The sequence below is a fragment of the Sphingomonas sp. LR60 genome, assembly GCF_036855935.1.
In the GTDB taxonomy this organism is placed as follows: domain Bacteria; phylum Pseudomonadota; class Alphaproteobacteria; order Sphingomonadales; family Sphingomonadaceae; genus Sphingomonas.
The window spans coordinates 1204216-1226077 of sequence record NZ_JASPFK010000001.1 but is presented as its reverse complement, the minus strand read 5'-3'; the positions used below and the strand labels follow the sequence as shown (position 1 = coordinate 1226077).

Genomic DNA, 21862 nt, shown 5'->3' with positions numbered 1-21862 from the left:
TCCGATCAGAAGCTGGCGCGCAGGCCGAAGAGCACCTGCCGTCCCGGATAATAGACGCTGTACGCCGCATTATCGTAGCCGAAGGTGGTGCGGATCGGCGCGTTGGTGATGTTCAGCACGTCCAGCGTCAGCCGCATCGCCTTGTTCAGGAACGGCAATTGATAGCCGGCTGACAGGTCGAGTTGCCCGCGCGCATCGGCCAGCAGGCCGAGCGGCAGATTGTTCTGCGGCGGGTTGGCGGCGATCACGGCGCCCTGCCATACGTAGTTCAGGCTGAGCGACAGGCCGTAATTCTCGTAATAGCCCTGAACGTTATAGCCCCACTTGGGCACCCCGGGTGCGACCAGCCCGCTGTCCGAATCCTGCGTGATATGGGTGCCATTCGCCTGGAAGCCCAGGCCCTTGAACAGGAAGTCGAGCGGCTGGTTCCACGTCCCCTCGACGCCCTGAATGATGAGATTGTTGAGGTTGACCGGGCGGTTGACGGTAATCGCGACCTGCGCGGGGGCAACACCGGCCGCCGCGGCGCGGTCGAGCAGCGCCTGCCGCTGCGTCGATTGCAGCGCGTCTAGCGGGATGTTGAGGTCGCCGAACGGGCTCTGCTGCTGGATCGTCGCGGTGAAGCCCTTGATGTTCTTGCGGAAGAACGAGACGCCCACATAGCCAGCACCGCCGGTGTAGAATTCGCCGCCGACGTCGATGTTGTCCGAGGTGTATGGTTCGAGCGCCGGGTTGCCCGCGCTTGCGATCTGCGCGCTCGGGTCCGAGAAGGTTACACCGGGCAGCACGAGATTGGCGTCAGGGCGCGTCATCGACTTCGACACAGCGAAGCGCAGCTTGAGGTTGTCGAAGACATCGTAGGCGAAGTTGGCCGAAGGCAGCACCTGCACGTAGTTGGAGCGCGCGGTGATGTCGACGATCGCGGTGCCGATCTGGCTGGGCCCGACCACCTTCTGGCGGGTGTAGGTGTAGCGCACGCCGGCGTTGGCGTGGAGTTCGCGCCCGAAGATCTCGGATACGCCGTTCATCTCGGCATAGCCGCCCCACACGGTCTCGTAGATGTCGCCGGTCGCGCCGCCGGTCACCGAACCGCGCGCCTCGGGCGCATTGTCACGGAACGACGCATAGTTGGTGACGCTCTTCAACGCGTCGAAGTCGGGCATGATGAAACTGGTGACGCCGAACTTGCCGTTCGACAGATGGCCGAAATTCGTGACCGGCGTGCGCATCAGATATTGGGACAGCGCGCTGGTCGGCACGGTCCCGGTGTTGCCGGTGCACGGGCTGCCGCACACCGACAATTGATAGGCGTTGGTGTTGTCGAAGGCGCGGATGCTGCGCTGCGCCTCGTCATAGGCGGCGCCCGCCTTGAAGTTCAGCTGGTCGTCGCCGACGTATACGTCCAAGTGCGCGCCCTTGGTCTCGGTCTCGCGGCGGATGTTCTGGACGTTGACGCGATACCATTGCCAGCCGAGGTTGGGATCGCCGAGGTCGCGATTGGCGGAAATGATCGGCTGCGGGCTGCCGGTCGTGTTGTCGTAGGTGACCTCCACACCGGAGTTCGGTGCGGTCTGGAACGCAAACGTCGGCTGCTCGCGGAAGAAGTTGCTCTTGCCCCAATTGGCCGACAGGTCGATCTTGACGCGCTCGGTCGGGCGCCATGATGCGCTGGGCGTGACGTTCCAAAATTCGGTGCGCTGGTTGAACAGGCTATTCTCGGAGAAGAACGACGAATTGGCGAAGACACCCGAGGTGACGACGTTGTTCTGATCGACGGTGACGTCGAACGGCACCATGCCGCCGGTGGATTGCGGCGACGTTCCCGGACCGGAATTGCGAACCTGCCAGTTCATGTTCGACCGCACGTAATCGCGCTTAGACTTGGCGTAGATGCCGTCGAGCGCGAAGTGGAACGCGTCGGACGGGCGCCATTCCATCGACGCGATCGCCGAAATCCGCGAGCGCGTTCCCTCGGTCAGCGTCGGACGGCCGAGCCGCGGCAGGATCGCCTTGGACAGCTGCGACAGCGTCAGCCCCGAGGTGGCAGCGAGGTCGACCGGCGCGCCGGTCACCAGCCCGCGTCCGACATTGGCCGGGGTCGTACTGGCGAAGCTGAAGCCGTTGCTCTCCGGCGGCGAGACGTTGCATCCGGTGCCGCACGCCAGGTTGGCGTCGGTAAAGCCGACGGTGTCATAGCCATCGATGCGCGTCTTCTGCCGCACGCCCGCCACCCCGACGAGGATACCAAACGTGTCGCCGAACGTGTGACTGGCGACCAGCGCGCCGCGCGGCCCGACCTTGTCGTTGCTGTCGGTATAGGCGCCCTGCGCGACGACCGTCACGTGCGTACCCGGCTTGTCGAACGGTCGCGCGTTGCGCAGATTGACGGTACCGGCAATCCCGCCCTCCAGCGTCGAGGCGGTCGCGGACTTGGCGACATCAAGCCGCGTGAACAGTTCGGAGGGGAAGAAGTCGAGATCGACCTGACGGTTGTCGCCCTGCCCGCCGTTGGTGCCACCGTCAGATGCGACCGCGAATTGCGTGCCGTTGAGCAACACCTTGGAGAAGCTGGGTCCTAGCCCGCGGATCGACACCTGCGTGCCCTCGCCGCTGATGTCGCGGTTCAGCCGTACGCCGGGAATGCGATTCAGCGTCTCGGCGAGGTTGGTGGCCGGCAGCTTGCCGATGTCCTCAGCGAAGATCGAGTCGCCGAAGCCGACCGAATTTCGTTTCGCGTTGGTTGCGCTTTGCAATGAGGCGCGGATGCCGGTGACAACGATGTCGTCGCTTGGCTGGCCGGTACCGGTTGCCTGCTCGACGCTCTGCACCGAACCCTGCGGCACCTGCGCGTCTGGATTGGCGGCGGTGTCGACCTGCGTCGCCGGAGAAGGCTGCTGGCCTCCCGGTCCAGAAGCGGCATTCTGCGCCTGCGCGTCAGCGGCAATGAGAGCGGTCGCTGCAACAGCAGCGCGCAAAGAAAGACGAACGATGTGACGACGGCTTACGAGCACGATGCCTCTCCTCCAACATGTTGATGCCTGCTTCATACCGACAGGCTTACCGCGCCGTTAGCGCTATCAACTGGTTTGTATGACAGGATGCAGGCACGGTCAAGCTTGATGCGCTTGCACTGGCCTGACAAATCAGTGACGAGTGTCAGCCTTAACTTATGCCGCTGGTATGGTGCTTTCGACAAACGATTGCGATGTCGAAGCCGATGATGCTCGGCACATCATTTCGACCGCGATCAAGTGCCGAGATCAGAGCCCTTTGAAGCTCTGCGCGCCAATCAGTTTGCCTGGAGTCGCGGACAGCGCGGCGCAGCGGCTCAAAGAGCAGGTTGGGATGCTTGGGCCTCCAACGCTTACCCCGAACAGCGCCACCGTCGCCCGGCACGGCCGCCCTCCCGCAACCGAGGGCGCGACACGCTCACGCAAATCATTCGAATAGCCTCGACCCACATCTGCCGACCTCCTCCCGGCCAGCAGATTGAATCGTATTGAAGCATGACTGGGAATTCCCCCGCGATTCTCGTCGGATGAATCAGACTCTAAAGCGATATGCCAAAGTCGGCCGATCGTTCGCGTAACCGACCAAAGCCATGCTGAGACCGTAGAGGGCAAGGTCAGGCCGCTGCACGCCGGCTTGTACCTGTTGAAGCCGGCGTGCGAAGGCAGTCTGTCACCCGATAAGCAATTCAGAATGATCCATCGCGGCGAGGTCGCTGAGAAGATCGGGGCCTGTGGGTTTCCAATCCAGGCGCGCCTGCGTCCAGGCGCTCGAAGCGGTCATATCGAGAGCGGCAAAGGGAGCCATCCAGCCGAAGTAACGCTCGATGTCTTCGGCTGCGATCGAACGTACGGGCAATCCAGTTCCCTCCCCGATGGCCTCTGCGATCGTGCGCGCGTCGACGCCCTCTTCGATCGATGCATGGTATCGCGCGCCGGGTTCGCCACGCTCGAGCGCCAGCACGTAGAGCCTGGCGACATCGCTGATATGTGCCGCTGCCCAGCGCGTCCTGCCCTCACCAACATACGCGATCGCGCCGGCACGGCGCGCCTCGGCAATCAGCGGCGTGATCAGACCGGCCCTGATCGTATCATGCACTTGCGGCAGGCGAATAGTTCGCACATCGATGCGGTGAGCGATCAACGCTGCGGCTGCCAGTTCCGTTCGTATGCGCGGATTTGCATGGAGCGGGTTCAGGACATCCTCGGTTGCGAGACCGCCGCCCCGCGGCGTACCGATACCGATGCCGGACGTTATCAGGATCGGCTTGTTCGTCCCTTCCAGCGCGTCTCCCATCGCGGCGATGTTGCGTTCGTCCTTCCGGGTATTTTCGACAAAGTTCCGGAAGTCGTGGTCGAACGCGCAGTGAATGACCGCGTCGGCGATCGCGACACCGCTGGCAAGCGTCTCGGGCCGTTCCAAGTCGCCGCGATGAACCGCGGCGCCGGCCGCCTCGAGCTGTTGTGCGCCCGCGTCGGAGCGGGTGAGCCCGAGCACCTCATGGCCGCGGTGGAGCAGCTCGGGAAGGACATGGGAGCCGATAAAGCCGGTCGCACCGGTCAGGAACACGCGCATGGGAAATCTCCTCCTTGACCGGAGGCGTATCCGCGCACGGCTGAACCTGTTAAAGCAGTGACCTTATCGTGGTATAACCTGCAACAGGATTGATCATGGCCGGTGATGCTCCCAATCCTCTCGGTACGTACCTGCGCGATCGTCGCACACGCCTGGACCCGGCGGCCTTCGGATTTACAAGCGAACGACGGCGCACGCCCGGCCTGCGCCGCGAGGAGGTGGCGAGCCGCGCGAACATAAGCCCGACCTGGTACACCTGGATCGAGCAGGGCCGCGGCGGCGCGCCGTCTGCGGATGTCCTTGACCGCATCGCCAAGGGCCTGATGCTGACCGAGCCGGAGCGCGAGCACATCTACATGCTGGGACTCGGGCGGCTGCCGGAGGCGCGGTATCAATCGGTCGACGGCATCACGCCCCGCCTGCAACGAGTAATCGACGGATTGGTGCTGAGCCCAACGATCATCAAGACGGCGATGTGGGACGTCGTCGGCTGGAACCGCGCAGCGGCGGTGCTGCTGACCGATTATGGCAAGCTGCCGCGAGAAGGGCGCAACATCCTGCGCTTGATGTTCGGGAGCGACCATGTCCGCTCCCGCAATGCGGATTTCGACAGCATCGCCCGCTTCGTCGTCGGCGCATTTCGTGCTGACGTGGCACGCGCCGGGGCCAGCACCAGCATCGAAGTGACGAAGCTCGTCATGGAGCTGTCCCGGCTCAGTCCCGAGTTTGAGGCGCTGTGGAAAGATAACGACGTGGTCGCTCATGGCGAGGGGCTGAAGCGAATTCATCACCCCGACGCGGGGCTGCTGGCGATGGAGTTCTCCTCGTTTGCCGTCGAAGGGAGACCGGAACTCGGGATGATCATCTACAACCCCGCCACACCTGACGATGCCGAGCGGCTGCGGGTGCTGCTGGATGCGCGCAAAGGCTGATCTCGGGCGACGACTTCGGGGCGTGTTGACCCAGATACGGTCATCTAACGAGGACAGCCAGTCAGCCGAGGTCGGACAGCTGTTCGTCTCGTTGCTCAACTGAAGCCGAGTTTGCCAATCTGCTCGCGCGACCGCCAAAGTGAAGCGGCTGAGCGACGGAAATGCGAACCACCTTCGTTAAAGCGGTATTCGGCAGGTGCGGAAGTGCCTTCGGAGAGTGAAGAACGAGGAGAGTATCATGCGTATGCTGCTGCTTGCCGCCATCGCCACCGGCGCCGCGCTCACTGTCGCCATACCCGCCGAAGCGCGGCAGGGATGCGGCGTCGGAGCCCATCGCGCGCCGAACGGCTATTGCCGACCCAATCGCGGACGAGCCGTTGTCGTTCGCCCCTCGCGGATCGGGGTCTATCATCCCGGCCGCGGCTATTGGGACGGTCATCGTTATTGGGCACACCGCTATCGCTGGCACGGCGGTTGGCGCTATCGCTGAGCCAACAATGACGGGGCGCCCTATACCAGCGCCCCTACATCGCCCTGAAGGGCACGACCGATGACCGCAGGAACCGACGCGATTGAGCGCAGACGATCCCGATACGCGATTGATCGAGCGGGTCGGGCGTGGCGAGCCAGCGGCGATGCGCGCGCTCGTCGCAGCGAAGCTGCCCCGTATCTTGAGCCTCGCCACCCGCATGCTGCGCGACACGCCCGAGGCGGAGGACGTGGCGCAGGAGGCCTTCGCGCGAACCTGGCGCCACGCCGCGGCGTGGCGGCCAGGTCGTGCACGCTTCGACACTTGGCTCCACACCGTCGTCCTCAATCTGTGCCGCGACCGGCTGCGCCACCGCCGCGCAGCGCGGGGCGAAACCTTGCCCGACCTTGCCGATCCCTCGCCCGATGCCGAAGCCATGTTGATCGACACGCAGCGCGGCAAGGCCGTCGCGGACGCGATCGCTGCGTTGCCCGAGCGCCAGCGCGAGGCGGTCCTGCTGGTCCATTACCAAGATCTGTCGGGCGCCGCCGCTGCCGAAGCGCTCGGCATCAGCGTCGAGGCGCTCGAATCGTTGTTGGCCAGAGGCAGGCGCAACTTGCGCGCCCGGCTGTTGTCGCAGGAAGGTGAGAGATGACGGAGCCGATGACGCCCGAACGCTTTGCAAAGCTTGCGCAAGCCTATGGCGGCGTGGTCAAGCGCTGGCCCGTCAACGAACGCGACGCCGCGGCCGCGATGGCGAATACGCCATCCGCCGTCGCCATTCTGTCGCAGGCATCGGCCCTCGACGAGGTGCTCGACGCTTGGCGCGTACCAGCCCCATCCGATCGCCTGCGTACGTCCTTGGCGGTGGTCGCGCCAATGCCCGCCACCCGGCGCGCACGGTTCTGGTGGTCGGGGTCGGGATCGCCGCGGCGCTTGCGGGCGCGACGGCGGGCACCACGGCGGTAAGCCTGTTCGCCCCGATCGACCGGGGCGCCGACGCCGCGACCTCGTTCGGCGATCTTACCGCGCAGGAGGGTTGAGGAATGGGAAAGCTCCGTCTTGCGTTAGCCGCCTCGATCGTCCTCAATCTGTTTCTCGCCGGCGCGCTGATCGCCGGTCTGGTGTCGCTGCGTGGCGGCAGCCGGATGATCAATGCGGGTGTGATCCGCATCGCAGGCGCCGAGCTTCCGGTATCGGTCCGCCAGCCGTTCCGCGCCGCGCTACGCCAGACGCGACGCGCGATGCGTCCCACGATCGTCGCAGCGCGCGTCGCAAAGGTCGACGCGGCGCGGCTGTTGCGCGCACCCACGGTCGATGGCCCTGCGGTCGACGCCGCGCTCGATCGCGCGCGTGCAGCGGATATGGCGGTTCGTACCGCGGTCGAGCGCCGCGCGGTCGCCTTTGCCGTGACATTGTCCGCCGCCGACCGCGCGAGGCTGGCCGACGCGATGGAGAGCCGCGCCGACGGAAAGCGCGCCCGCCCGCGTTGAAGGGAGCAGTGAACACCGATCGAGGCACAGATTTGTGGCGCAATCCCCCGTTCTTTCCGCCGCCGCGATCGCGCTCAACCGCTTCGGCCTCGGTGCGCGCGCCGACGATCCCGTGCCGGCGGTGCCCGGCCGCTGGCTGACCGACCAGTTCGCGCGCTTCGAGGTGCGTCCCCCAAACTTCGCCGCGCTCGCCGACGCAGGCGAAGTGGTTCAGCGCTATCGCGAAGGCCAGCAGGCCATCCGTCAAATGGCGCGCCAGACCATCCCGGCACCCGCGACCACGGAGGCCTCCGCAGCGACGCCGGCCTCGCCCGATCTGAAAGCCGCCCGCAAGGATTTCCGCGAGGACGTGCAGGCGCTGTACCGCGCCGGTGTCCAGGCACGCATCGACAGCGCGCTCACCACGCCCGCCCCGTTCGTCGAGCGGCTTGTCCACTTCTGGTCAAACCATTTCTGCATCTCGGCCGACAACCCGCCGGTGACCGCCTTCGCGGCGGCATTCGAACGCGACGCGATCCGCCCGCATGTGCTCGGTCGGTTCGCCGACATGGCGCTGGCGGCGGAGCGGCACCCGGCGATGCTGTTCTATCTCAACCAGGTCCAGTCGATCGGACCCGACAGCCCCGCTGCGGTACGCAATCCCGATCGCAAGCGCGGGCTGAACGAGAACCTCGCGCGCGAGATCATGGAATTGCATACCCTTGGCGTGCGATCGGGCTATACCCAAGCCGACGTCACCGAATTTGCGCGCGCCCTGACCGGCTGGAGCGTCGACGGGCTTGGGGCGGGGCGATCGCAGGGCGATCCCAACACGTTCGCATTCCGTCCCCGCCAGCACGAGCCCGGCACGCGGACTATTCTCGGCAAGACCTATGCACAGGACGGCGAGGCGCAGGGTCGCGCGGCACTGCTCGACTTCGCCGCCGCGACCGCAACGCATATCGCGACCAAGCTGGCCCGACACTTTGCCGGTGACACACCGCCGCCGGCGCTGGTCGCCCGGCTTGCCGACAGCTTCACGCGGAGCGACGGTGACCTGCCGACCGTCTATGCCACATTGGTCGCCTCGCCCGAATGCTGGATCACAGCGCCAACCAAGTTCAAGACACCGTGGGAATGGACGGTTTCGGCGCTCCGTGGACTGGGTTATCCCGAGGCGGGCCAGCTACAGATCGCCGCGCTCCAGACCCAACTCGGCCAAAGCGTGTGGAAGCCCGGCGCACCAGCCGGGTGGGACGATATCGCCGTCAGTTGGGCAGGCCCGGACGCACTGCTGCGCCGTGTTGAGGCCGCTCAGCGGCTGGCGGCCCCGTTCGCCGGGCGCGTGGATGCGCGGACCCTGGCGCCCAAACTGATGCCGGCATCACTCGACACCGCGACCGCCGAACAGATCGCCCGCGCGGAGAGCCCCGCCGGCGCGCTCGCGCTGATGCTCGTCGCGCCCGATTTCCTCAGGAGATAATCCGATGATCGCCCGCCGTCAGTTCCTCTGCGCCGCCGCGCTCGGCTCCGGCGCGCTGTTCGTCGCCCCCGGCCTGGCGCTTGCGACCGTCGCGACCGAGCGCCGCTTCGTCTTCATCATCCAGCGTGGCGCCGCCGATGGTCTGGACATCCTTCGCCCGCTGGGTGACCCCGCCTTCGCAGCGCTCCGCAGCGGGCTGATCGGCGAAGCTCCCGGGACGAAGCTTGATGCGATGTTCAGCCTGCATCCTGCGCTGGTCGAGGTCGCCAGGATGTACGCCGCGCACCAGGCGCTGTTCGTGCACGCGGTCGCCTCGCCCTATCGTGACCGATCCCATTTCGATGGCCAGAACGTGCTCGAGACCGGTGGCACACAGCCCTATGTGGTGCGCGATGGCTGGCTCAACCGGCTGGTTGCGATGCAGCCGCACACGCAGGACGAGGCGATCGCGATCGCGCCTACGGTGCCCGCGGCGTTGCGCGGACCGGTCCCGGTCGCCTCCTATGCCCCTTCCGCGTTGCCGAATGCTGCGGACGACCTGATGACGCGCGTCACCGCGCTCTACGACGCCGACCCGCAGCTCGATCCCATCTGGGCGGCGGCGCTCGAGACGAAGGGGCTCGCGACAGGCGTCGGCGCCAAGCAGGACCCCGCGAGCCTCGGCCGGCTCACCGCGGGTTTCCTGACCAAGCCCGCCGGTCCACGGATCGCGATGCTCGAAACCTTGGGTTGGGACACGCACAATGCGCAGAGCGGGCGGCTGGCCAACCAACTCAGAAACCTCGACGCGATGCTCGCGGCGTTGCGCGACGGGCTTGGACCAGCCTGGGCGACGACGACCGTACTGGTCGCGACCGAGTTCGGGCGCACCGCCGCGGTCAACGGCACCGGTGGGACCGATCACGGTACCGGATCAGTCGCTATGCTGCTCGGCGGCGCAGTCCAGGGTGGGCGTATCATCACGGATTGGCCCGGCCTTGCCGCCTCCAAGCTTTACGAGGCCCGCGACCTCCGCCCGACAACCGCGCTCGATGCGCTGATCGCGGGTGCCGCTGCCGAGGGGCTGGCGTTGGATCCGACGCGCGTCGGGCAGAAGCTATTCGCGCAGGCAACGCGCGACCGACCGATCACGGGGCTTGTTATGAGCTGACGCCTGGTCTCGATTTTCCGAACCACCGGACGGATTGGATGCGGCCAAGCCAAGATGGCCCACAAGCGACCGTTTGCGGCAACCAGCGCGCTTCCTAGAACCCGACGTTCAATCAAAGGGTTGTTGCCGCTTGACGAAAGACAGGCGCAGTCCGACCTATCGCATCAATGTTAGGAGAATGGACGTGGTCGAAGCTCGATGGAACGAGTCAGTGATCGCACGGAGCGACGATACCGTGATCGTGGAAGGCAACCACTACTTTCCCGCCGACAGCGTTGACGCGGCAGTCCTCCAGCCAAGCAGCACGACAACCATCTGCCCTTGGAAGGGGACGGCCCACTATTACAACCTGCACGTGGGCGGTGCCGAGAACCCTGACGCTGCGTGGTACTATCCCGAGCCCAAAGCAGCGGCCGAAGAGATCCGCGGTCGCATAGCATTTTGGAAGGGCGTGACGGTAGGCTAGCCGGAACGACCGTCGGCACTGCGCCTCCCGAGACCCACAATCGGTCGTTCAGAGCATCCTGGTTGCTCCCCATTTCCACCGCTCGTTCATGTCGATGCCGTGCTCGACGCCCGCCCGCATAACCCGCGGCCGATCGACGCTTGAACGGGGCGCGCTCCAATCGCACTGCCCTCTGTCAACGTTGCCATCCGATCGATGACGCGGCGGAGCACCGCTGGCGGTGTTGGTATAGCTGTTTCGGTTCGAGGCCGCCCTTGCAGTTCTTGTTCGGAAGTGCAGACGAAGACGTTCAGCTAACGTCCGGGATCTTGTCCAGGATCTGGCTTTCCTCCAATTCGATGTAGCGACCAAGGTCGTCAGCCAGGCTTTTGAAGGCTGATGCGAAGCCGCGTGGGTCGCGGTCTGCGCGCGAGCCTGGCCAATCGCTGTTCAAAGACGCCAGCGCGGCGCGCCAACGTTGCAGCTCACGTTGAAAGGTCGCGGCCGTAGTCGCACACACAAGCCCGGCACGGATGGCCTCTCGGATCGTCCTGCCTTCTTCGTTGCAATGCGCATTCACCAACCGAGCGAAGCTCAGGCGGAGCTGAGCCAGCTCGCCAGACTCGGATGGCCTTCGCCCTGATGCAACGGCAAGGATGGTAGAAGCGAGCTCACGCATTCGCCGATGCTCGGCACAATGAACCGCTTTCATTAGCTCACCCACTTGATCTCACAACGTGGCTGGTTGACTGTCCGTTAAACGTTAATGCATTGTGTCGCGGCTGAATTACCTGCCGGAGACTACGACCTCTGGCTAAGGTGTCACCGAACGCGGCGAGATCACCGTGATCACCTTCGGTGTGGTGGCATTCTCGATCTCTGCGCACGGATTGACGATGCCGCTGCTGCTCAGCCGCTGGAACCTGACTGAAGGGACCAAGGCCGAACACTGAAAAGGCCGTATCTGAAACCGGCGCAGCCTGCCGATGCCTGGACGCTGGCAGGGGAACGACATCGACGCGAGCTGCCGCACGGAGTTGGGCTTCAGCAGGTGCGCCGCCGTTGATCTCTCGTTGACGTGACGCCAGCCGCCACGCATGTCCCGTTGCATGCGACGCAATCCCAGCATGACGAGCCTGCGGTTGTTCATGATGGTCGCCTATCATCGCAGCTTCAGCGAAACCGGCCGTGTCGCCAACGTCTCGCAACCGGCGCTCAGCCGCACGATCCGGATGCTGGAAGAGCAACTCGGCGCGCGCCTGTTCGATCGCGACAGCCGCAACGTGCGCCTGACGGCAGCCGGAGAGGCGTTGCTGCCGATCGTCGAGCGCCTGACCGCCGACTTCGATCACGCCTTCTCGGAACTTGCGCAGAGCCTGACCGGCGAGCGCGGCCGGGTGGTGATCGGCGCACTGCCGTCGGTCGCGGCGGGATCGCTTCCGGCGGCGATCGCGTCGTTCCGTGTCAGCCATCCGCAGGTCGACGTCGTGCTGCGCGATTATCTGTCCGGCGCCTTGTACCAGCAGATGCAGGAGCGGCAGATCGACCTTGCCGTCACCACCCCGCCCGACGAAGGCGAGTTTCACTTCGACGCTTTGATGCAGGACGCGATGGTGCTGGTCGTCGCGGCCGGAAGCCCGCTCGACACCGGCAAGCCGGCACGCTGGTCGATCTTCGCCGAGCATCCGTTCATCGCGATGGCGCCGCGCAGCAGCGTCCGCGAACTCACCGACGCGGCGATGATCAAGGCCGATGTCGCGGTGCGCGGGCTGTACGACTGCACGCAACTGGCCACCGTCGGTGCACTGATCGAGGCGGGGCTCGGCATCACCGCGCTGCCGCGCTCGACGCTGGGCATGTTGCACCGGGGCACGATCGCCGAACGCCCGCTGACCAATCCCAGCGTAGAGCGGACGATCGGGCTGGCCTATCCTCTCGGTCGCACTCTCCCTCCTGCGGCGGAGGCGTTCCGCCGACACTTCCTTGCGCACGCGGCGGCGCGCTGACCAGCCAGCGGCCGCCGTCTCGGGTCAGAACTTCGCGCCGACCCGGACATAGGTTTGACGTCCGTATGGATCGCCGAGCGTCGAGAGATAGCCGGTGTATTTCGCGGCCGGCGGCGTCTTGTTGAAGGCGTTGATCATTCCGGCGGTCAGCTCGAATTGCCGATCGGCGCCGAATTGCAGCCCGGCCTGGAAATCGAACACCGACCATGCGCCGATCCGATCGGTGACGTTCGCGCCGACCACCGCCTGATAATCGTCGCGCACTCCCGAAACGTAGCGCCAGGTGCCAGAGACGAAGATCTGTTCGATCGACGCATCGAGGCTCGCCAGATTGCGCCAGCGGGCGCGGCTGCCGAGGTGAGCGGCGAGGTCTGGAAGTTGTTGCGATAGCCGACGCCGTCATAGACGACCGTCCCAGTATCGACGTCATAGGTCGCCAGATAGCTTAGGTTGTCGCGGATCGACAGGCGCGCCGCGCCGATATCGAAGCTGTATGATCCCGCGACGTCGATGCCCGAGGTGCCGGTACCGCTCGGCGCGTTGTAGGACTGGACGATGATCGTCTGCGCCGCTCCGGTGGTCTGGTCGCGCAGCACATTGGGTCCGTTCGGCGCGGCGTTGATCACCGCCTGCCCGTTCTGAAGCTGGATCTGGTTCTTGTACTTGTACTTCCAGTAATCGACCGAAATCCGCAGCCCCTCGAACGGCAGCAATGTGGTGCCGATGTTGAAGACGTCGGCCTTTTGCGGTTGCAGGTCGGGATTGCCATACGTCTGGACCGACCGGAACGTCGTCGACCGGTCGAGCGGATCGATGATGTTGACGACGTTGGTGTTGATCAGCACCGCCGCCGAATTCTGGATCGAGGGCGCCTGGAATGCCTTGCTCGCCGAGACGCGGATCGCGATCTGCGGAATGATGCGCCAGTTCGCCGCGATCTTCGGCGCGACGGTATTGAAGTTGCCGTAATCCTCATAACGCGCGGCGGCGTTGATGTTCAGCCCGTCGATCACCTCGTAATTGGCTTCGGCGAACACGCTCTTCACGTCACGCTGGAACGCGGTGTTGCGGTTGGGGCCCAGGAAGCCGGCAAAGCCGCTCGTCAGCAGGTCCGAATAGCTGTTCGACAGCTTTTCCTTGCGATATTGCACGCCCACCGCGACATCGATCGAGCGACCGTTGATCGTTGCCAGCGGTCCGTTCACCACCGCCTCGCCGATCGCATATTCGATCTTGGCGTTGCTCACGACGTTGCTCTGAAGGTTGAAGATCAGCGACGGATCGAGGCCCGCGGTGTCCTTCGCGAACGGCGAATAGTACAGGCAATTGCCCTGCCCCGCGACCGCGCCCGCTCCCGGCCCGCTGTAGCGGTAATTGCAATTGGGTCCGCCAAAGCCGTTCAGCGCCGCCTGGAACAGCGTCAGGTCGGTGTCGCGGTCGGTCGATTGCACGTCGGCGCGCGAATAGGTGGCATTGGCGGTGTAGCGCCAGCCGCCGCCGATCCGGCCCCGCGCGCCCAGCACGAACTGGCGCTGGTCGACCTTGTCCTGAATCAGCCGATATTGATAATCGGGGAAGCCGGCCGAGCCGATCGCGCGGCCGACGAAGGCGACGTCGACGCCGAATGGATTATAGGGATTGGCGGCGGGCACGATCGGCGGCCGCGCGCCGATGCGGTTCTGCGCATAGGACGGCACGCTGAAGCGGTTCGAGTCCTGATGATAGATTCCGATTTCCGCGAACAACGTGTGACCGGGGGCCAGTTCATAGGTCGTATCGTTGTGGATCAGGTAGCTCTTGGCCTCCGGGCGGATGGGATTTTGCGCCTGAAAGCTGAACTGGCACGCACCAAGCCCAAACCCCGGACTGTTCGCCGCGGGGACGTAGCGGCTCTGCGACGCCGCCGAACCGCAATCGGGATCCACCACGCTGACAGTGCCGGCGGTGTTGCGGAACCGGTCGTAAAGCTGCGAATAATTGTTGCCGCCGATGACGACGTCGCCGCCGTTCGCGGTGCGCGGGCGGGAGTAGAGGATGTAACTGCCTGGATTGGCGCCCGCGCCGGACGACGGGTTGAAGAAGTTGGTGATCGCGCGCTCGGCGTTCTGCAGATTGTCCTGATAGCGATATTCGGCGGAAGTCACGCTGTGGAACCGGTCGTCGCCGATCCCGAACATCGCCTGGACGTTGAATGCGGGCGAGTCCTTGATGTGGGTGCCCTGCGCGGACAGTTTTACGCCGTTGAAACGGATGTTGGTGATGACGTTGAACACGCCCGCCACCGCGTCGGCACCATAGGTCGATGACGCTCCGTCGAGCACTGTCTCCAACCGCTCGATCGCGATCTCCGGCGTCAAGCTGTTGAGATTGACGAAGCCATCCGCTGGCACGACACGTCGGCCGTTGAGCAGGACTAGCGTCGCCCCCGCACCCAGCCCGCGCAGATTGGCCGATCGCGTATCGCGCGAGTCCGCACCGCCGCCCTTGGCGAGATCCTGGATACCGCCCGCGCTCCCGACGTTCTGCGGGATGAAGCGCGTGATATCGGCCAGCGAGCCGACGCCGGTACGATTGAGATCCTCGGCGGTGATCGACAGCACCGGGGACGCACGATCCTCCTGACGGACGTTCAGATACGATCCGGTGACGACGATGTCGCTGGTCGGTGCGTCACCCGCGGTCGCCGCATCCGCCTCGCTCACCGGCGCGCTGCCGGGCAGTTGCCCGGCCGGTGCCGAGCTGGTCGGGCCGCTCGTCTGCGCCATCGCCGGTGTCGCAACGATCAGCGCACCCGGCAGCGTTCCGAGCGCGGACATGGCCAACAGGTAACGGCGTGTACGCGGAATGAAGCTCATATTATCCCCTCCCTCTGGCTTTCGGCGCCGGGCGGAGGGCGAGAGCGGACGGCGGCGTAGTCCGCCGTCGATCACCGTTCCAGATCCTCTCCGACCCGGCTACCTGCCGAGTTCGCCCTCTTCATGCGGGGCGGCAGACAAGATAAAAAATAGAATTTTGCTATCGACCTATGCGTAACGCGCATGACCGACGACTTCGTCCAACCTATCAGCATTACGCATGGGTCTATTCACTAATTGTCATTGTTGGATAGCAACGTCGGTTGCATGGTGGCGAGGTTCGGCGAACGACCGAGCGGGGGAGGATCATGCTCGCACTCATCGGCGCCTTGGCGATCGTATCGCTGTTGGCGCTCATCCTGTCGAACCGCACGTCACCCTTGTCGGCGCTGATCCTCGTTCCGGTGGTCGCCGCGTTGCTCGTCGGGCTGGGTGCAGCGGTGCCCGGCTATATCGTCGCGGGCATCGCGAAGATCGCGCCGGTCGCGGGCATGTTCGTCTTCGCGATCCTATTCTTCGGGATCATGACCGACGTCGGCCTGTTGGCGCCGCTCGTCTCGCTGGTGCTGCGGCTCGTTGGCGAAAAGCCGACGCGGATCGCAGTCGGCACCGCGCTGCTGGCGTTGCTGATCCATCTCGACGGGTCGGGGGCGGTATGCTTCCTCGTCACCATTCCGGCGCTCCGGCCGCTGTACGACCGCCTCGGCATGGACCGGCGCGTGCTCGCCTGCACCGCATCGATGGCGGCGGGTGTCAACTTCCTGCCATGGACCGGCCCGACACTGCGCGCGGCCGCCGCGCTCAAGGTGCCGGTGACGACCCTTTTCACCCCGATGATCGGCGTGCAGTTCGTCGGCTTAGCCTTTGTCTTCGCCGCCGCCTGGTGGCTCGGGCGTGCGGAGGAGCGGCGGCTGGCGAGCGGGATCGCGCTGCCCAGCGCGTCCGGCGCGTCAACCCGCGACGCGTCTCCCGAACAAGGGCATCGCGATGAGGCCGACGCTCTGTCCCTACGTCGCCCGCGCCTCCTGCCCTTCAACGTCGCGCTAACGCTGGTCGTGGTCGGGGTCATGATCGCCGGGATCATGGAGCCGGTCGTCGTCTTCATGGTCGGCACGGCGGTGGCGTTGCTCGTCAACTATCCCGATGCCGCACAGCAGCGCGCGCGCATCGACGCGCACGCGCGCGCCGCGCTGCTGATGGCGGGCATCCTGCTGGCGGCGGGCGCCTTTACCGGCATCATGACCGGATCGGGGATGATCGGCGCGATGGCGGATACCGCCGCGCTCCGCATTCCCGAAGCGCTGGGATCGCGGCTGCCGGTGCTCGTCGGCGTGCTGGCGATGCCGCTCAGCCTCGTGTTCGACCCGGACTCCTTCTACTTCGGCGTGCTGCCGGTGATTGCGCGCGTCGCAGAAAGCTTCGGGACGCCCGCGATCAGCGTCGGGCAAGCCGCGCTGCTCGGGCAGATGACCACCGGCTTTCCGGTCAGCCCGCTCACCCCCGCCACCTTCCTCGTCGCAGGACTCAGCGGGATCGAACTCGGCGCGCACCAGCGCTTTGCCATTCCGTGGCTGTTCGCCGCCAGCCTCGTCATGGTGATCGCCGCCGTGCTGTTCGGCGTGTTGCCGCTGTGACCGGGCAGCGCACGATCCGCATCGGCGCCGGCGCGGGCTTCGCCGGCGACCGGATCGAACCGGCGGTGGAGCTGGTCGAGAAGGGGGAGCTGGACTTCCTCGTCTTCGAATGCCTTGCGGAGCGCACCATCGCGCTGGCGCAGAACGAGCGACGCTCCAACCCGTCGGCGGGGTTCGACCCGATGCTGCTCGAACGGATGCGCCGGGTGCTTCCCGTGGCGTGCGCGCGCGGCGTGCGCATCGTCACCAACGCCGGGGCCGCGAACCCGCTGGGCGCAGCCGAAGCCGTCGCTGCCTTGGCGCGGGAACTCGGGCTCAGCTCGCTGAAGATCGCCGCCGTGCTCGGCGACGACGTACTGGACGTCGTCACCGCCACGCCGCTGCCGCTGATCGACCGTGCGGGAACGACAGCGGACCTCGCCGCGATCGTATCCGCCAACGCCTATCTCGGCGCCGGGCCGATCGCGGAAGGACTGGCGCAGGGGGCCGATGTCGTCATCACCGGCCGCGTCGGAGACCCGGCGCTGTTCGTCGGACCGCTGGTCCACGCCTTCGGCTGGTCGCTCGACGATCCCTCGCTGATCGGGCGCGCCACGATCATCGGTCATCTGCTCGAATGCGCCGGCCAGTTGACGGGAGGCTATTTCGCCGACGCCGGGCGCAAGACTGTGCCGGGGCTCGCGCGGCTCGGCTTCCCGCTGGCCGAGGTGAAGAGCGACGCCAGCGCAGTTTTCACCAAGGTTGCGGGATCGGGCGGGCATCTCTCGCTCGCGGCGTGCAAGGAGCAATTGCTCTACGAAATCCTCGACCCCTCGGCTTATTACCAGGCCGACGTGATCGCCGATCTGCGCACGGTGCGGCTGCACGAGGAAGCGCCCGACCGCGTCGCGTTCAGCGGCGGCGGCGGCGGCCCACGGCCCGAAACGCTCAAGGTATCGATCGGCTATGACGATGGCTTCATCGGCGAGGGACAGATTTCCTACGCCGGGCCGGGCGCCCTGCCCCGCGCCGAGCTCGCGATCGAAGTGGTGCGCGAGCGGCTGGCGATGATCGGTGTCCCGCTCGACGATGCGCGCTTCGACCTGATGGGCATCGACGCCGTCGACCGGACCGGACGCGGTCAGCCGCCGCGCGAAGTCCGCGCGCGGGTCTGCGTCCGCACCGCCACCGCGGAACTCGCCCGCCGCGTCGGTGCGGAGGTGGAGGCGCTCTACACCAACGGCCCGTTCGGCGGTGGCGGGGTGACGCGCAGCGTGCGCCCGGTCGTCGCGGTCGCGTCCGCGCTGATCCCCGCCGACGCGGTGAGCCCGCGTGTCGTCATCGTGGAGGTCTGAATGCAGCTCGGCGACATCGCGCATCTGCGCACCGGCGACAAGGGTGACATCTCGCAGATCTCCGTGATCGCCTACGATTCGGCCGACTTCGAGCTGCTCGTGCGCGAGGTCACGGTCGCACGCGTGCTGCGCCACCTCGCCGGCCTCACGGTCAACAGCGCACACCGCTACGAACTGCCCGCGATCGGCGCGCTCAATTTCGTGCTCGAGGGCGCGTTGAGCGGCGGGGTCACACGCTCGCTGGCGCTTGATGCCCATGGAAAGACGCTGGGCGCACAACTTCTGGACCTGCCGCTAGGCGGCGAAGACGGACGATGACGATGACCAGAACCTCCCTGCTGCTCGGCGCTTCGCTGCTCCTCACGTTCTCTACCGCAGCGCCGGCACGCCTCACCCGCTTCGTGGTGGAGTCGACGCAAGAGGCGGCGCCCGTGCGCTCCGGCGCGCCCGCCTACCGGATCCTGCGCGGGCATTACGAGGGCGAGGTCGATCCGCGTGACGCGCACAACCGCATCATCACCGATCTTGCGGCGGCCCCGCGCCGCCCGAACGGGCGTGTCGCCTATACCGCCACCTTCGCGCTGGCGATGCCGGTCGACGCGGATGGCACCAGCGGCTTCCTGATGTACGACGTGCCCAACCGCGGTAACGGCACGGTAGTGGCCGACCCGGACGGCCATGTCCGCGTCATCAGCGGCTGGCAGGGCGACATCGATGCCCCGGACGCGCAGCGCTTGCAGGTACCGGTCGCGCGCGGACCGGACGGTCGGCCGCTCACCGCGCCGGTGCTTCAACGCTTTACCGACATGCCGGCGGGCGCGACGACGATCGCGATCACCGGCGGGATCGGTCGCCCGACGCCGCGCCCCCTGCCGGTCTTGCTCGACACCCGCCAAGCGCGGTTGTTCCGGCAGGATAGCGACACGGCCGCACCCGTCGACATCGATGCAGGCGACTGGGCGTTCGCCGATTGCCGTACGACGCCCTTCCCGGGCACGCCCGATCCGACACGCCTGTGCCTGCGGAGCGGCTTCGATCCGGCGCAGGCCTATACGCTGGTCTATCAGGGCAAGGACCCCAAGGTGCTCGGGCTCGGCTTCGCGGCGGTGCGCGACCTCAACACCTTCCTTCGCTACGGCACGGCCGACGATGACGGAACGGCGAACCCGCTCGCCCACCGCATCCGCTGGTCGATCATGACCGGCACGTCGCAATCGGGCAATTTCGTGCGCAGCTTCATCAGCCTCGGCTTCAACCGCACCGAGGACGACCGCCGATTGTTCGACGGCGCAAACCCGAACATTGCCGCGCGACAGGTGCCGCTCAACATCCGCTTCGGCGTGCCCGGTGGCGCCGCCGGGCTCTACGAGCCGGGTAGCGAGGGGCCGTTATGGTGGAGCCGCTACGACGACCGCCGCCGCGGGCGCGGCACCGCCAGCCTGCTTGACCGCTGCCGGGCGACTGCGACCTGTCCGAAGATCATCGAGACGTTCGGCTCGGCGGAGTTCTGGGGGCTGCGCATGTCGCCCAATCTGGTCGGCACGGATGCCCGTGCGGACCTGCCACTGCCCGCCGAGGTGCGGCGCTATTACTTCCCCAGCGTCACGCACGGCGGCTCGTACTTCGGCGGCTTTTCGCCGAAGGGCGACAAGCGGTATCCGGGAACGCCCAATTGCACCCTTCCGGGCAATCCCAACCCGTCGACCGATACAAGGCGCGCGCTGCTTCAGGCACTTGCCGCGTGGGTGAGCAACGACACGGCTCCACCTCCCAGCCGCTATCCGACGATCGCTGCGGGCGATCTCGTGGCACCCACCGCACGCTCGATCGGCTGGCCGGCGATCCCGGCCGCTCCGACCCCCGACGGGAAATTCAATGACTTCCTCGACTATGATTTCGGCCGGGGCTTCAACTATCGCGACCTGTCGGGCGTGCTCGACCGACAGCCGCCAGCGATCCGCCAGACGATCCCGTCGCTCGTCCCGCGTGTCGACAAGGATGGGAACGAGACGTCCGGCGTGCCCTCGGTGCAGTTGCTGGTACCGCTGGGCACCTACACCGGCTGGAACGAGTCCGCTGCCGGTTTTGGACGCGGGGGCGGATGCGGCTTCTTCGGCGGGTTCATCCCCTTCGCTCGTACTGAAGCAGAGCGACGCGCCACCGGCGATCCGCGACCTTCGCTGGAAGCGCGCTACCGCGATCACGCAGGCTTCGTTGCGCGCGTCAAAGCCGTCACCGCGCAGCAGGTCGCGGCGGGTTGGTTGCTCGCCGCCGATGCGAGCAGGTTGATCGCCGAAGCGGAGGCGAGCGAAGTCCTTCGCTGAGGTCCTTGCCCCCGTTTCGTTAGCCTAAACAGGCAGAACGCCCGGTCAGACGCTCGTCTTTTCTTACGTAGGTTGCGCGGATGCCATCGCCCGCACACGACCGGGGCCGTGTCGCCATCCACCCGTTCTAGCGTGGTATTATGTCCGGTGCTCCCTGCACCCGACGAATCAAGCGACGTTTACCACGACCTTGCCCTTGGCACGACCGCTGTCGACATAGGCGATGGCATCGTTCAGCGAACCGAACGAAAATTGGCGATCGATGACCGGGCGGAGCACACCAGCCTCGAACAGCTTGGTCAACTCGCCAAGTTGCCCCCCGTCAGCCCGCATGAACAGGAAGGCGTACTTCAACTTGGCGCGCTGCGCCTTGCGCCGGATGCCGGCGCTGAGCAAGCGCAGCACTGTACGCAGGACGATATTCAGCCCCTGGGCCTCGGCGAACGCCGGGTCGGGCGGGCCCGAGATCGAGATCAGCTTGCCGCCGGGTTTCAGCACCTTCAGCGACTGTTCCAGCGTCTTCCCGTCAAGGCTGTTCAGAACGACGTCATACCCCGACAGCAGTTCGGAAAAGTCCTGTGTCTTGTAATCGATCACCACGTCCGCGCCGAGGCTGCGGACGAGATCGACGTTACCGGCGCTCGCGGTCGTCGCCACGGTCGCGCCGAGATGCTTGGCGAGCTGGATCGCAAGCGTCCCGACGCCACCCGAGCCGGCGTGGATCAGGATCTTCTGCCCTCGCTTCAGCTGTGCCGTTTCGACCAGCGCCTGCCAGACGGTCAGGCCGACGAGCGGCACAGACGCCGCCTCTGCCATCGAAAGACTGGCAGGCTTCAGCGCGACATCGGCGGCATGAACCGCGATCCGTTCCGCAAACGTGCCAATCCGGCCGTCCCGGGGGCGGGCATAGACCTCATCCCCCACCGCGAAGCCGCGCACCCCGGCGCCGACCGCCAGCACCGTGCCGGCCAGATCGTGACCCAGCACGACCGGCGGCTTGTAAGGCAGGATCGGCTTGAACGCGCCGTCCCGGATCTTGCCGTCCAACTGGTTGATCGCGGTCGCATGGATCGCGATCAGCACTTCGTCCGGCGGCGGCGCCGGATCGGGCACGTCGCCAAGGCGCAGCGTCCGACCCTTGCCATATCTGTCCAGGACATAGGCTTTCATCTTG

General features: G+C 66.1%; 20 protein-coding genes. 13 read left to right on the top strand and 7 right to left on the bottom strand.

What is annotated here, in order from left to right; all coding sequences use genetic code 11:
* Nucleotides 1-5: 5 nt before the first annotated feature.
* Both QP166_RS05640 and QP166_RS05635 read right to left on the bottom strand, forming a co-directional pair.
* A complete protein-coding gene (locus QP166_RS05640) occupies nucleotides 6-3011 on the bottom strand; it encodes a TonB-dependent receptor (protein WP_333915025.1) in 3006 nt (1001 codons plus the stop codon).
* A gap of 670 nt (nucleotides 3012-3681) precedes the next feature.
* A complete protein-coding gene (locus tag QP166_RS05635) occupies nucleotides 3682-4584 on the bottom strand; it encodes an SDR family oxidoreductase (RefSeq protein ID WP_333915024.1) in 903 nt (300 codons plus the stop codon).
* A 95-nt stretch (nucleotides 4585-4679) separates the two neighbouring features.
* Between QP166_RS05635 and QP166_RS05630 the strand changes: the two genes are divergently transcribed.
* The 8 genes from QP166_RS05630 (at nucleotide 4680) to QP166_RS05595 (ending at nucleotide 10556) form a co-directional block, all read left to right on the top strand.
* Nucleotides 4680-5516: a helix-turn-helix transcriptional regulator gene (locus QP166_RS05630; RefSeq protein ID WP_333915023.1), complete on the top strand. Its 837-nt coding sequence runs from the start codon at nucleotides 4680-4682 to the stop codon at nucleotides 5514-5516.
* A gap of 238 nt (nucleotides 5517-5754) precedes the next feature.
* Nucleotides 5755-6006 (top strand): GCG_CRPN prefix-to-repeats domain-containing protein, encoded by a 252-nt coding sequence (locus QP166_RS05625; protein WP_333915021.1) that lies wholly within the window; start codon nucleotides 5755-5757, stop codon nucleotides 6004-6006.
* A gap of 82 nt (nucleotides 6007-6088) precedes the next feature.
* The gene (locus tag QP166_RS05620; protein ID WP_333915020.1) at nucleotides 6089-6640 is read left to right on the top strand and encodes an RNA polymerase sigma factor; all 552 of its coding nucleotides are present in this window, start codon (nucleotides 6089-6091) and stop codon (nucleotides 6638-6640) included.
* A gap of 166 nt (nucleotides 6641-6806) precedes the next feature.
* The gene (locus tag QP166_RS05615) at nucleotides 6807-7028 is read left to right on the top strand and encodes a hypothetical protein (protein WP_333915019.1); all 222 of its coding nucleotides are present in this window, start codon (nucleotides 6807-6809) and stop codon (nucleotides 7026-7028) included.
* A gap of 3 nt (nucleotides 7029-7031) precedes the next feature.
* Nucleotides 7032-7478: a periplasmic heavy metal sensor gene (locus QP166_RS05610; RefSeq protein WP_333915018.1), complete on the top strand. Its 447-nt coding sequence runs from the start codon at nucleotides 7032-7034 to the stop codon at nucleotides 7476-7478.
* A gap of 34 nt (nucleotides 7479-7512) precedes the next feature.
* Nucleotides 7513-8940 (top strand): DUF1800 domain-containing protein, encoded by a 1428-nt coding sequence (locus tag QP166_RS05605; RefSeq protein WP_333915017.1) that lies wholly within the window; start codon nucleotides 7513-7515, stop codon nucleotides 8938-8940.
* A 4-nt stretch (nucleotides 8941-8944) separates the two neighbouring features.
* Entirely contained in the window at nucleotides 8945-10090 is a 1146-nt protein-coding gene (locus QP166_RS05600; protein WP_333915016.1) for a DUF1501 domain-containing protein, read from the top strand.
* A gap of 184 nt (nucleotides 10091-10274) precedes the next feature.
* The gene (locus QP166_RS05595; RefSeq protein ID WP_333917264.1) at nucleotides 10275-10556 is read left to right on the top strand and encodes a DUF427 domain-containing protein; all 282 of its coding nucleotides are present in this window, start codon (nucleotides 10275-10277) and stop codon (nucleotides 10554-10556) included.
* A gap of 289 nt (nucleotides 10557-10845) precedes the next feature.
* On the opposite strand, the gene QP166_RS05590 is transcribed toward QP166_RS05595, so the two are convergent.
* Nucleotides 10846-11247, bottom strand: a complete 402-nt coding sequence (locus tag QP166_RS05590; protein WP_333915015.1) for a hemerythrin domain-containing protein — start codon at nucleotides 11245-11247, stop codon at nucleotides 10846-10848.
* 102 nt (nucleotides 11248-11349) lie between these two features.
* Entirely contained in the window at nucleotides 11350-11685 is a 336-nt protein-coding gene (locus QP166_RS05585) for a hypothetical protein (protein ID WP_333915014.1), read from the bottom strand.
* Here QP166_RS05585 and QP166_RS05580 point away from each other — a divergent pair.
* Nucleotides 11663-12541: a LysR family transcriptional regulator gene (locus QP166_RS05580; protein ID WP_333915013.1), complete on the top strand. Its 879-nt coding sequence runs from the start codon at nucleotides 11663-11665 to the stop codon at nucleotides 12539-12541. The genes QP166_RS05585 and QP166_RS05580 overlap by 23 nt on opposite strands.
* 24 nt (nucleotides 12542-12565) lie before the next feature.
* Here QP166_RS05580 and QP166_RS05575 read toward each other — a convergent pair whose 3' ends face one another.
* Together QP166_RS05575 and QP166_RS05570 are read right to left on the bottom strand one after the other, a co-directional pair.
* Entirely contained in the window at nucleotides 12566-12742 is a 177-nt protein-coding gene (locus QP166_RS05575; protein WP_333915012.1) for a hypothetical protein, read from the bottom strand.
* Nucleotides 12688-15396, bottom strand: a complete 2709-nt coding sequence (locus QP166_RS05570) for a TonB-dependent receptor plug domain-containing protein (protein ID WP_333915011.1) — start codon at nucleotides 15394-15396, stop codon at nucleotides 12688-12690. The genes QP166_RS05575 and QP166_RS05570 overlap by 55 nt, the downstream gene beginning before the upstream one ends.
* A gap of 308 nt (nucleotides 15397-15704) precedes the next feature.
* Between QP166_RS05570 and QP166_RS05565 the strand changes: the two genes are divergently transcribed.
* From QP166_RS05565 to QP166_RS05550, 4 genes are read left to right on the top strand one after another with little or no spacing between them, the layout of a single operon-like run.
* Nucleotides 15705-17030 (top strand): CitMHS family transporter, encoded by a 1326-nt coding sequence (locus QP166_RS05565; protein ID WP_333915010.1) that lies wholly within the window; start codon nucleotides 15705-15707, stop codon nucleotides 17028-17030.
* The gene (locus QP166_RS05560; protein ID WP_333915009.1) at nucleotides 17027-18364 is read left to right on the top strand and encodes an acyclic terpene utilization AtuA family protein; all 1338 of its coding nucleotides are present in this window, start codon (nucleotides 17027-17029) and stop codon (nucleotides 18362-18364) included. Before QP166_RS05565 ends, QP166_RS05560 begins: the two co-directional genes overlap by 4 nt.
* Nucleotides 18365-18682, top strand: coding sequence for an AtuA-related protein (locus QP166_RS05555; RefSeq protein WP_333915008.1), 318 nt, complete (start codon nucleotides 18365-18367; stop codon nucleotides 18680-18682). It abuts the gene before it with no gap.
* 2 nt (nucleotides 18683-18684) lie between these two features.
* Nucleotides 18685-20688, top strand: a complete 2004-nt coding sequence (locus QP166_RS05550; RefSeq protein WP_333915007.1) for an alpha/beta hydrolase domain-containing protein — start codon at nucleotides 18685-18687, stop codon at nucleotides 20686-20688.
* Between the two features lie 168 nt (nucleotides 20689-20856).
* Here QP166_RS05550 and QP166_RS05545 read toward each other — a convergent pair whose 3' ends face one another.
* On the bottom strand, nucleotides 20857-21858 hold the full coding sequence (locus tag QP166_RS05545) for an NADP-dependent oxidoreductase (RefSeq protein ID WP_333915006.1): 1002 nt from the start codon (nucleotides 21856-21858) through the stop codon (nucleotides 20857-20859).
* Between the last annotated feature and the right edge of the window lie 4 nt (nucleotides 21859-21862).

Bases quoted from the DNA above. Each gene is read 5' to 3' on its own strand.
- QP166_RS05635 (WP_333915024.1), bottom strand. From the start codon at position 4,584: ATGCGCGTGTTCCTGACCGGTGCGACCGGCTTTATCGGCTCCCATGTC.
- QP166_RS05630 (WP_333915023.1), top strand. From the start codon at position 4,680: ATGGCCGGTGATGCTCCCAATCCTCTCGGTACGTACCTGCGCGATCGT.
- QP166_RS05625 (WP_333915021.1), top strand. From the start codon at position 5,755: ATGCGTATGCTGCTGCTTGCCGCCATCGCCACCGGCGCCGCGCTCACT.
- QP166_RS05610 (WP_333915018.1), top strand. From the start codon at position 7,032: ATGGGAAAGCTCCGTCTTGCGTTAGCCGCCTCGATCGTCCTCAATCTG.
- QP166_RS05600 (WP_333915016.1), top strand. From the start codon at position 8,945: ATGATCGCCCGCCGTCAGTTCCTCTGCGCCGCCGCGCTCGGCTCCGGC.
- QP166_RS05590 (WP_333915015.1), bottom strand. From the start codon at position 11,247: ATGAAAGCGGTTCATTGTGCCGAGCATCGGCGAATGCGTGAGCTCGCT.
- QP166_RS05580 (WP_333915013.1), top strand. From the start codon at position 11,663: ATGACGAGCCTGCGGTTGTTCATGATGGTCGCCTATCATCGCAGCTTC.
- QP166_RS05585 (WP_333915014.1), bottom strand. From the start codon at position 11,685: ATGAACAACCGCAGGCTCGTCATGCTGGGATTGCGTCGCATGCAACGG.
- QP166_RS05570 (WP_333915011.1), bottom strand. From the start codon at position 15,396: ATGAGCTTCATTCCGCGTACACGCCGTTACCTGTTGGCCATGTCCGCG.
- QP166_RS05565 (WP_333915010.1), top strand. From the start codon at position 15,705: ATGCTCGCACTCATCGGCGCCTTGGCGATCGTATCGCTGTTGGCGCTC.
- QP166_RS05555 (WP_333915008.1), top strand. From the start codon at position 18,365: ATGCAGCTCGGCGACATCGCGCATCTGCGCACCGGCGACAAGGGTGAC.
- QP166_RS05550 (WP_333915007.1), top strand. From the start codon at position 18,685: ATGACCAGAACCTCCCTGCTGCTCGGCGCTTCGCTGCTCCTCACGTTC.
- QP166_RS05545 (WP_333915006.1), bottom strand. From the start codon at position 21,858: ATGAAAGCCTATGTCCTGGACAGATATGGCAAGGGTCGGACGCTGCGC.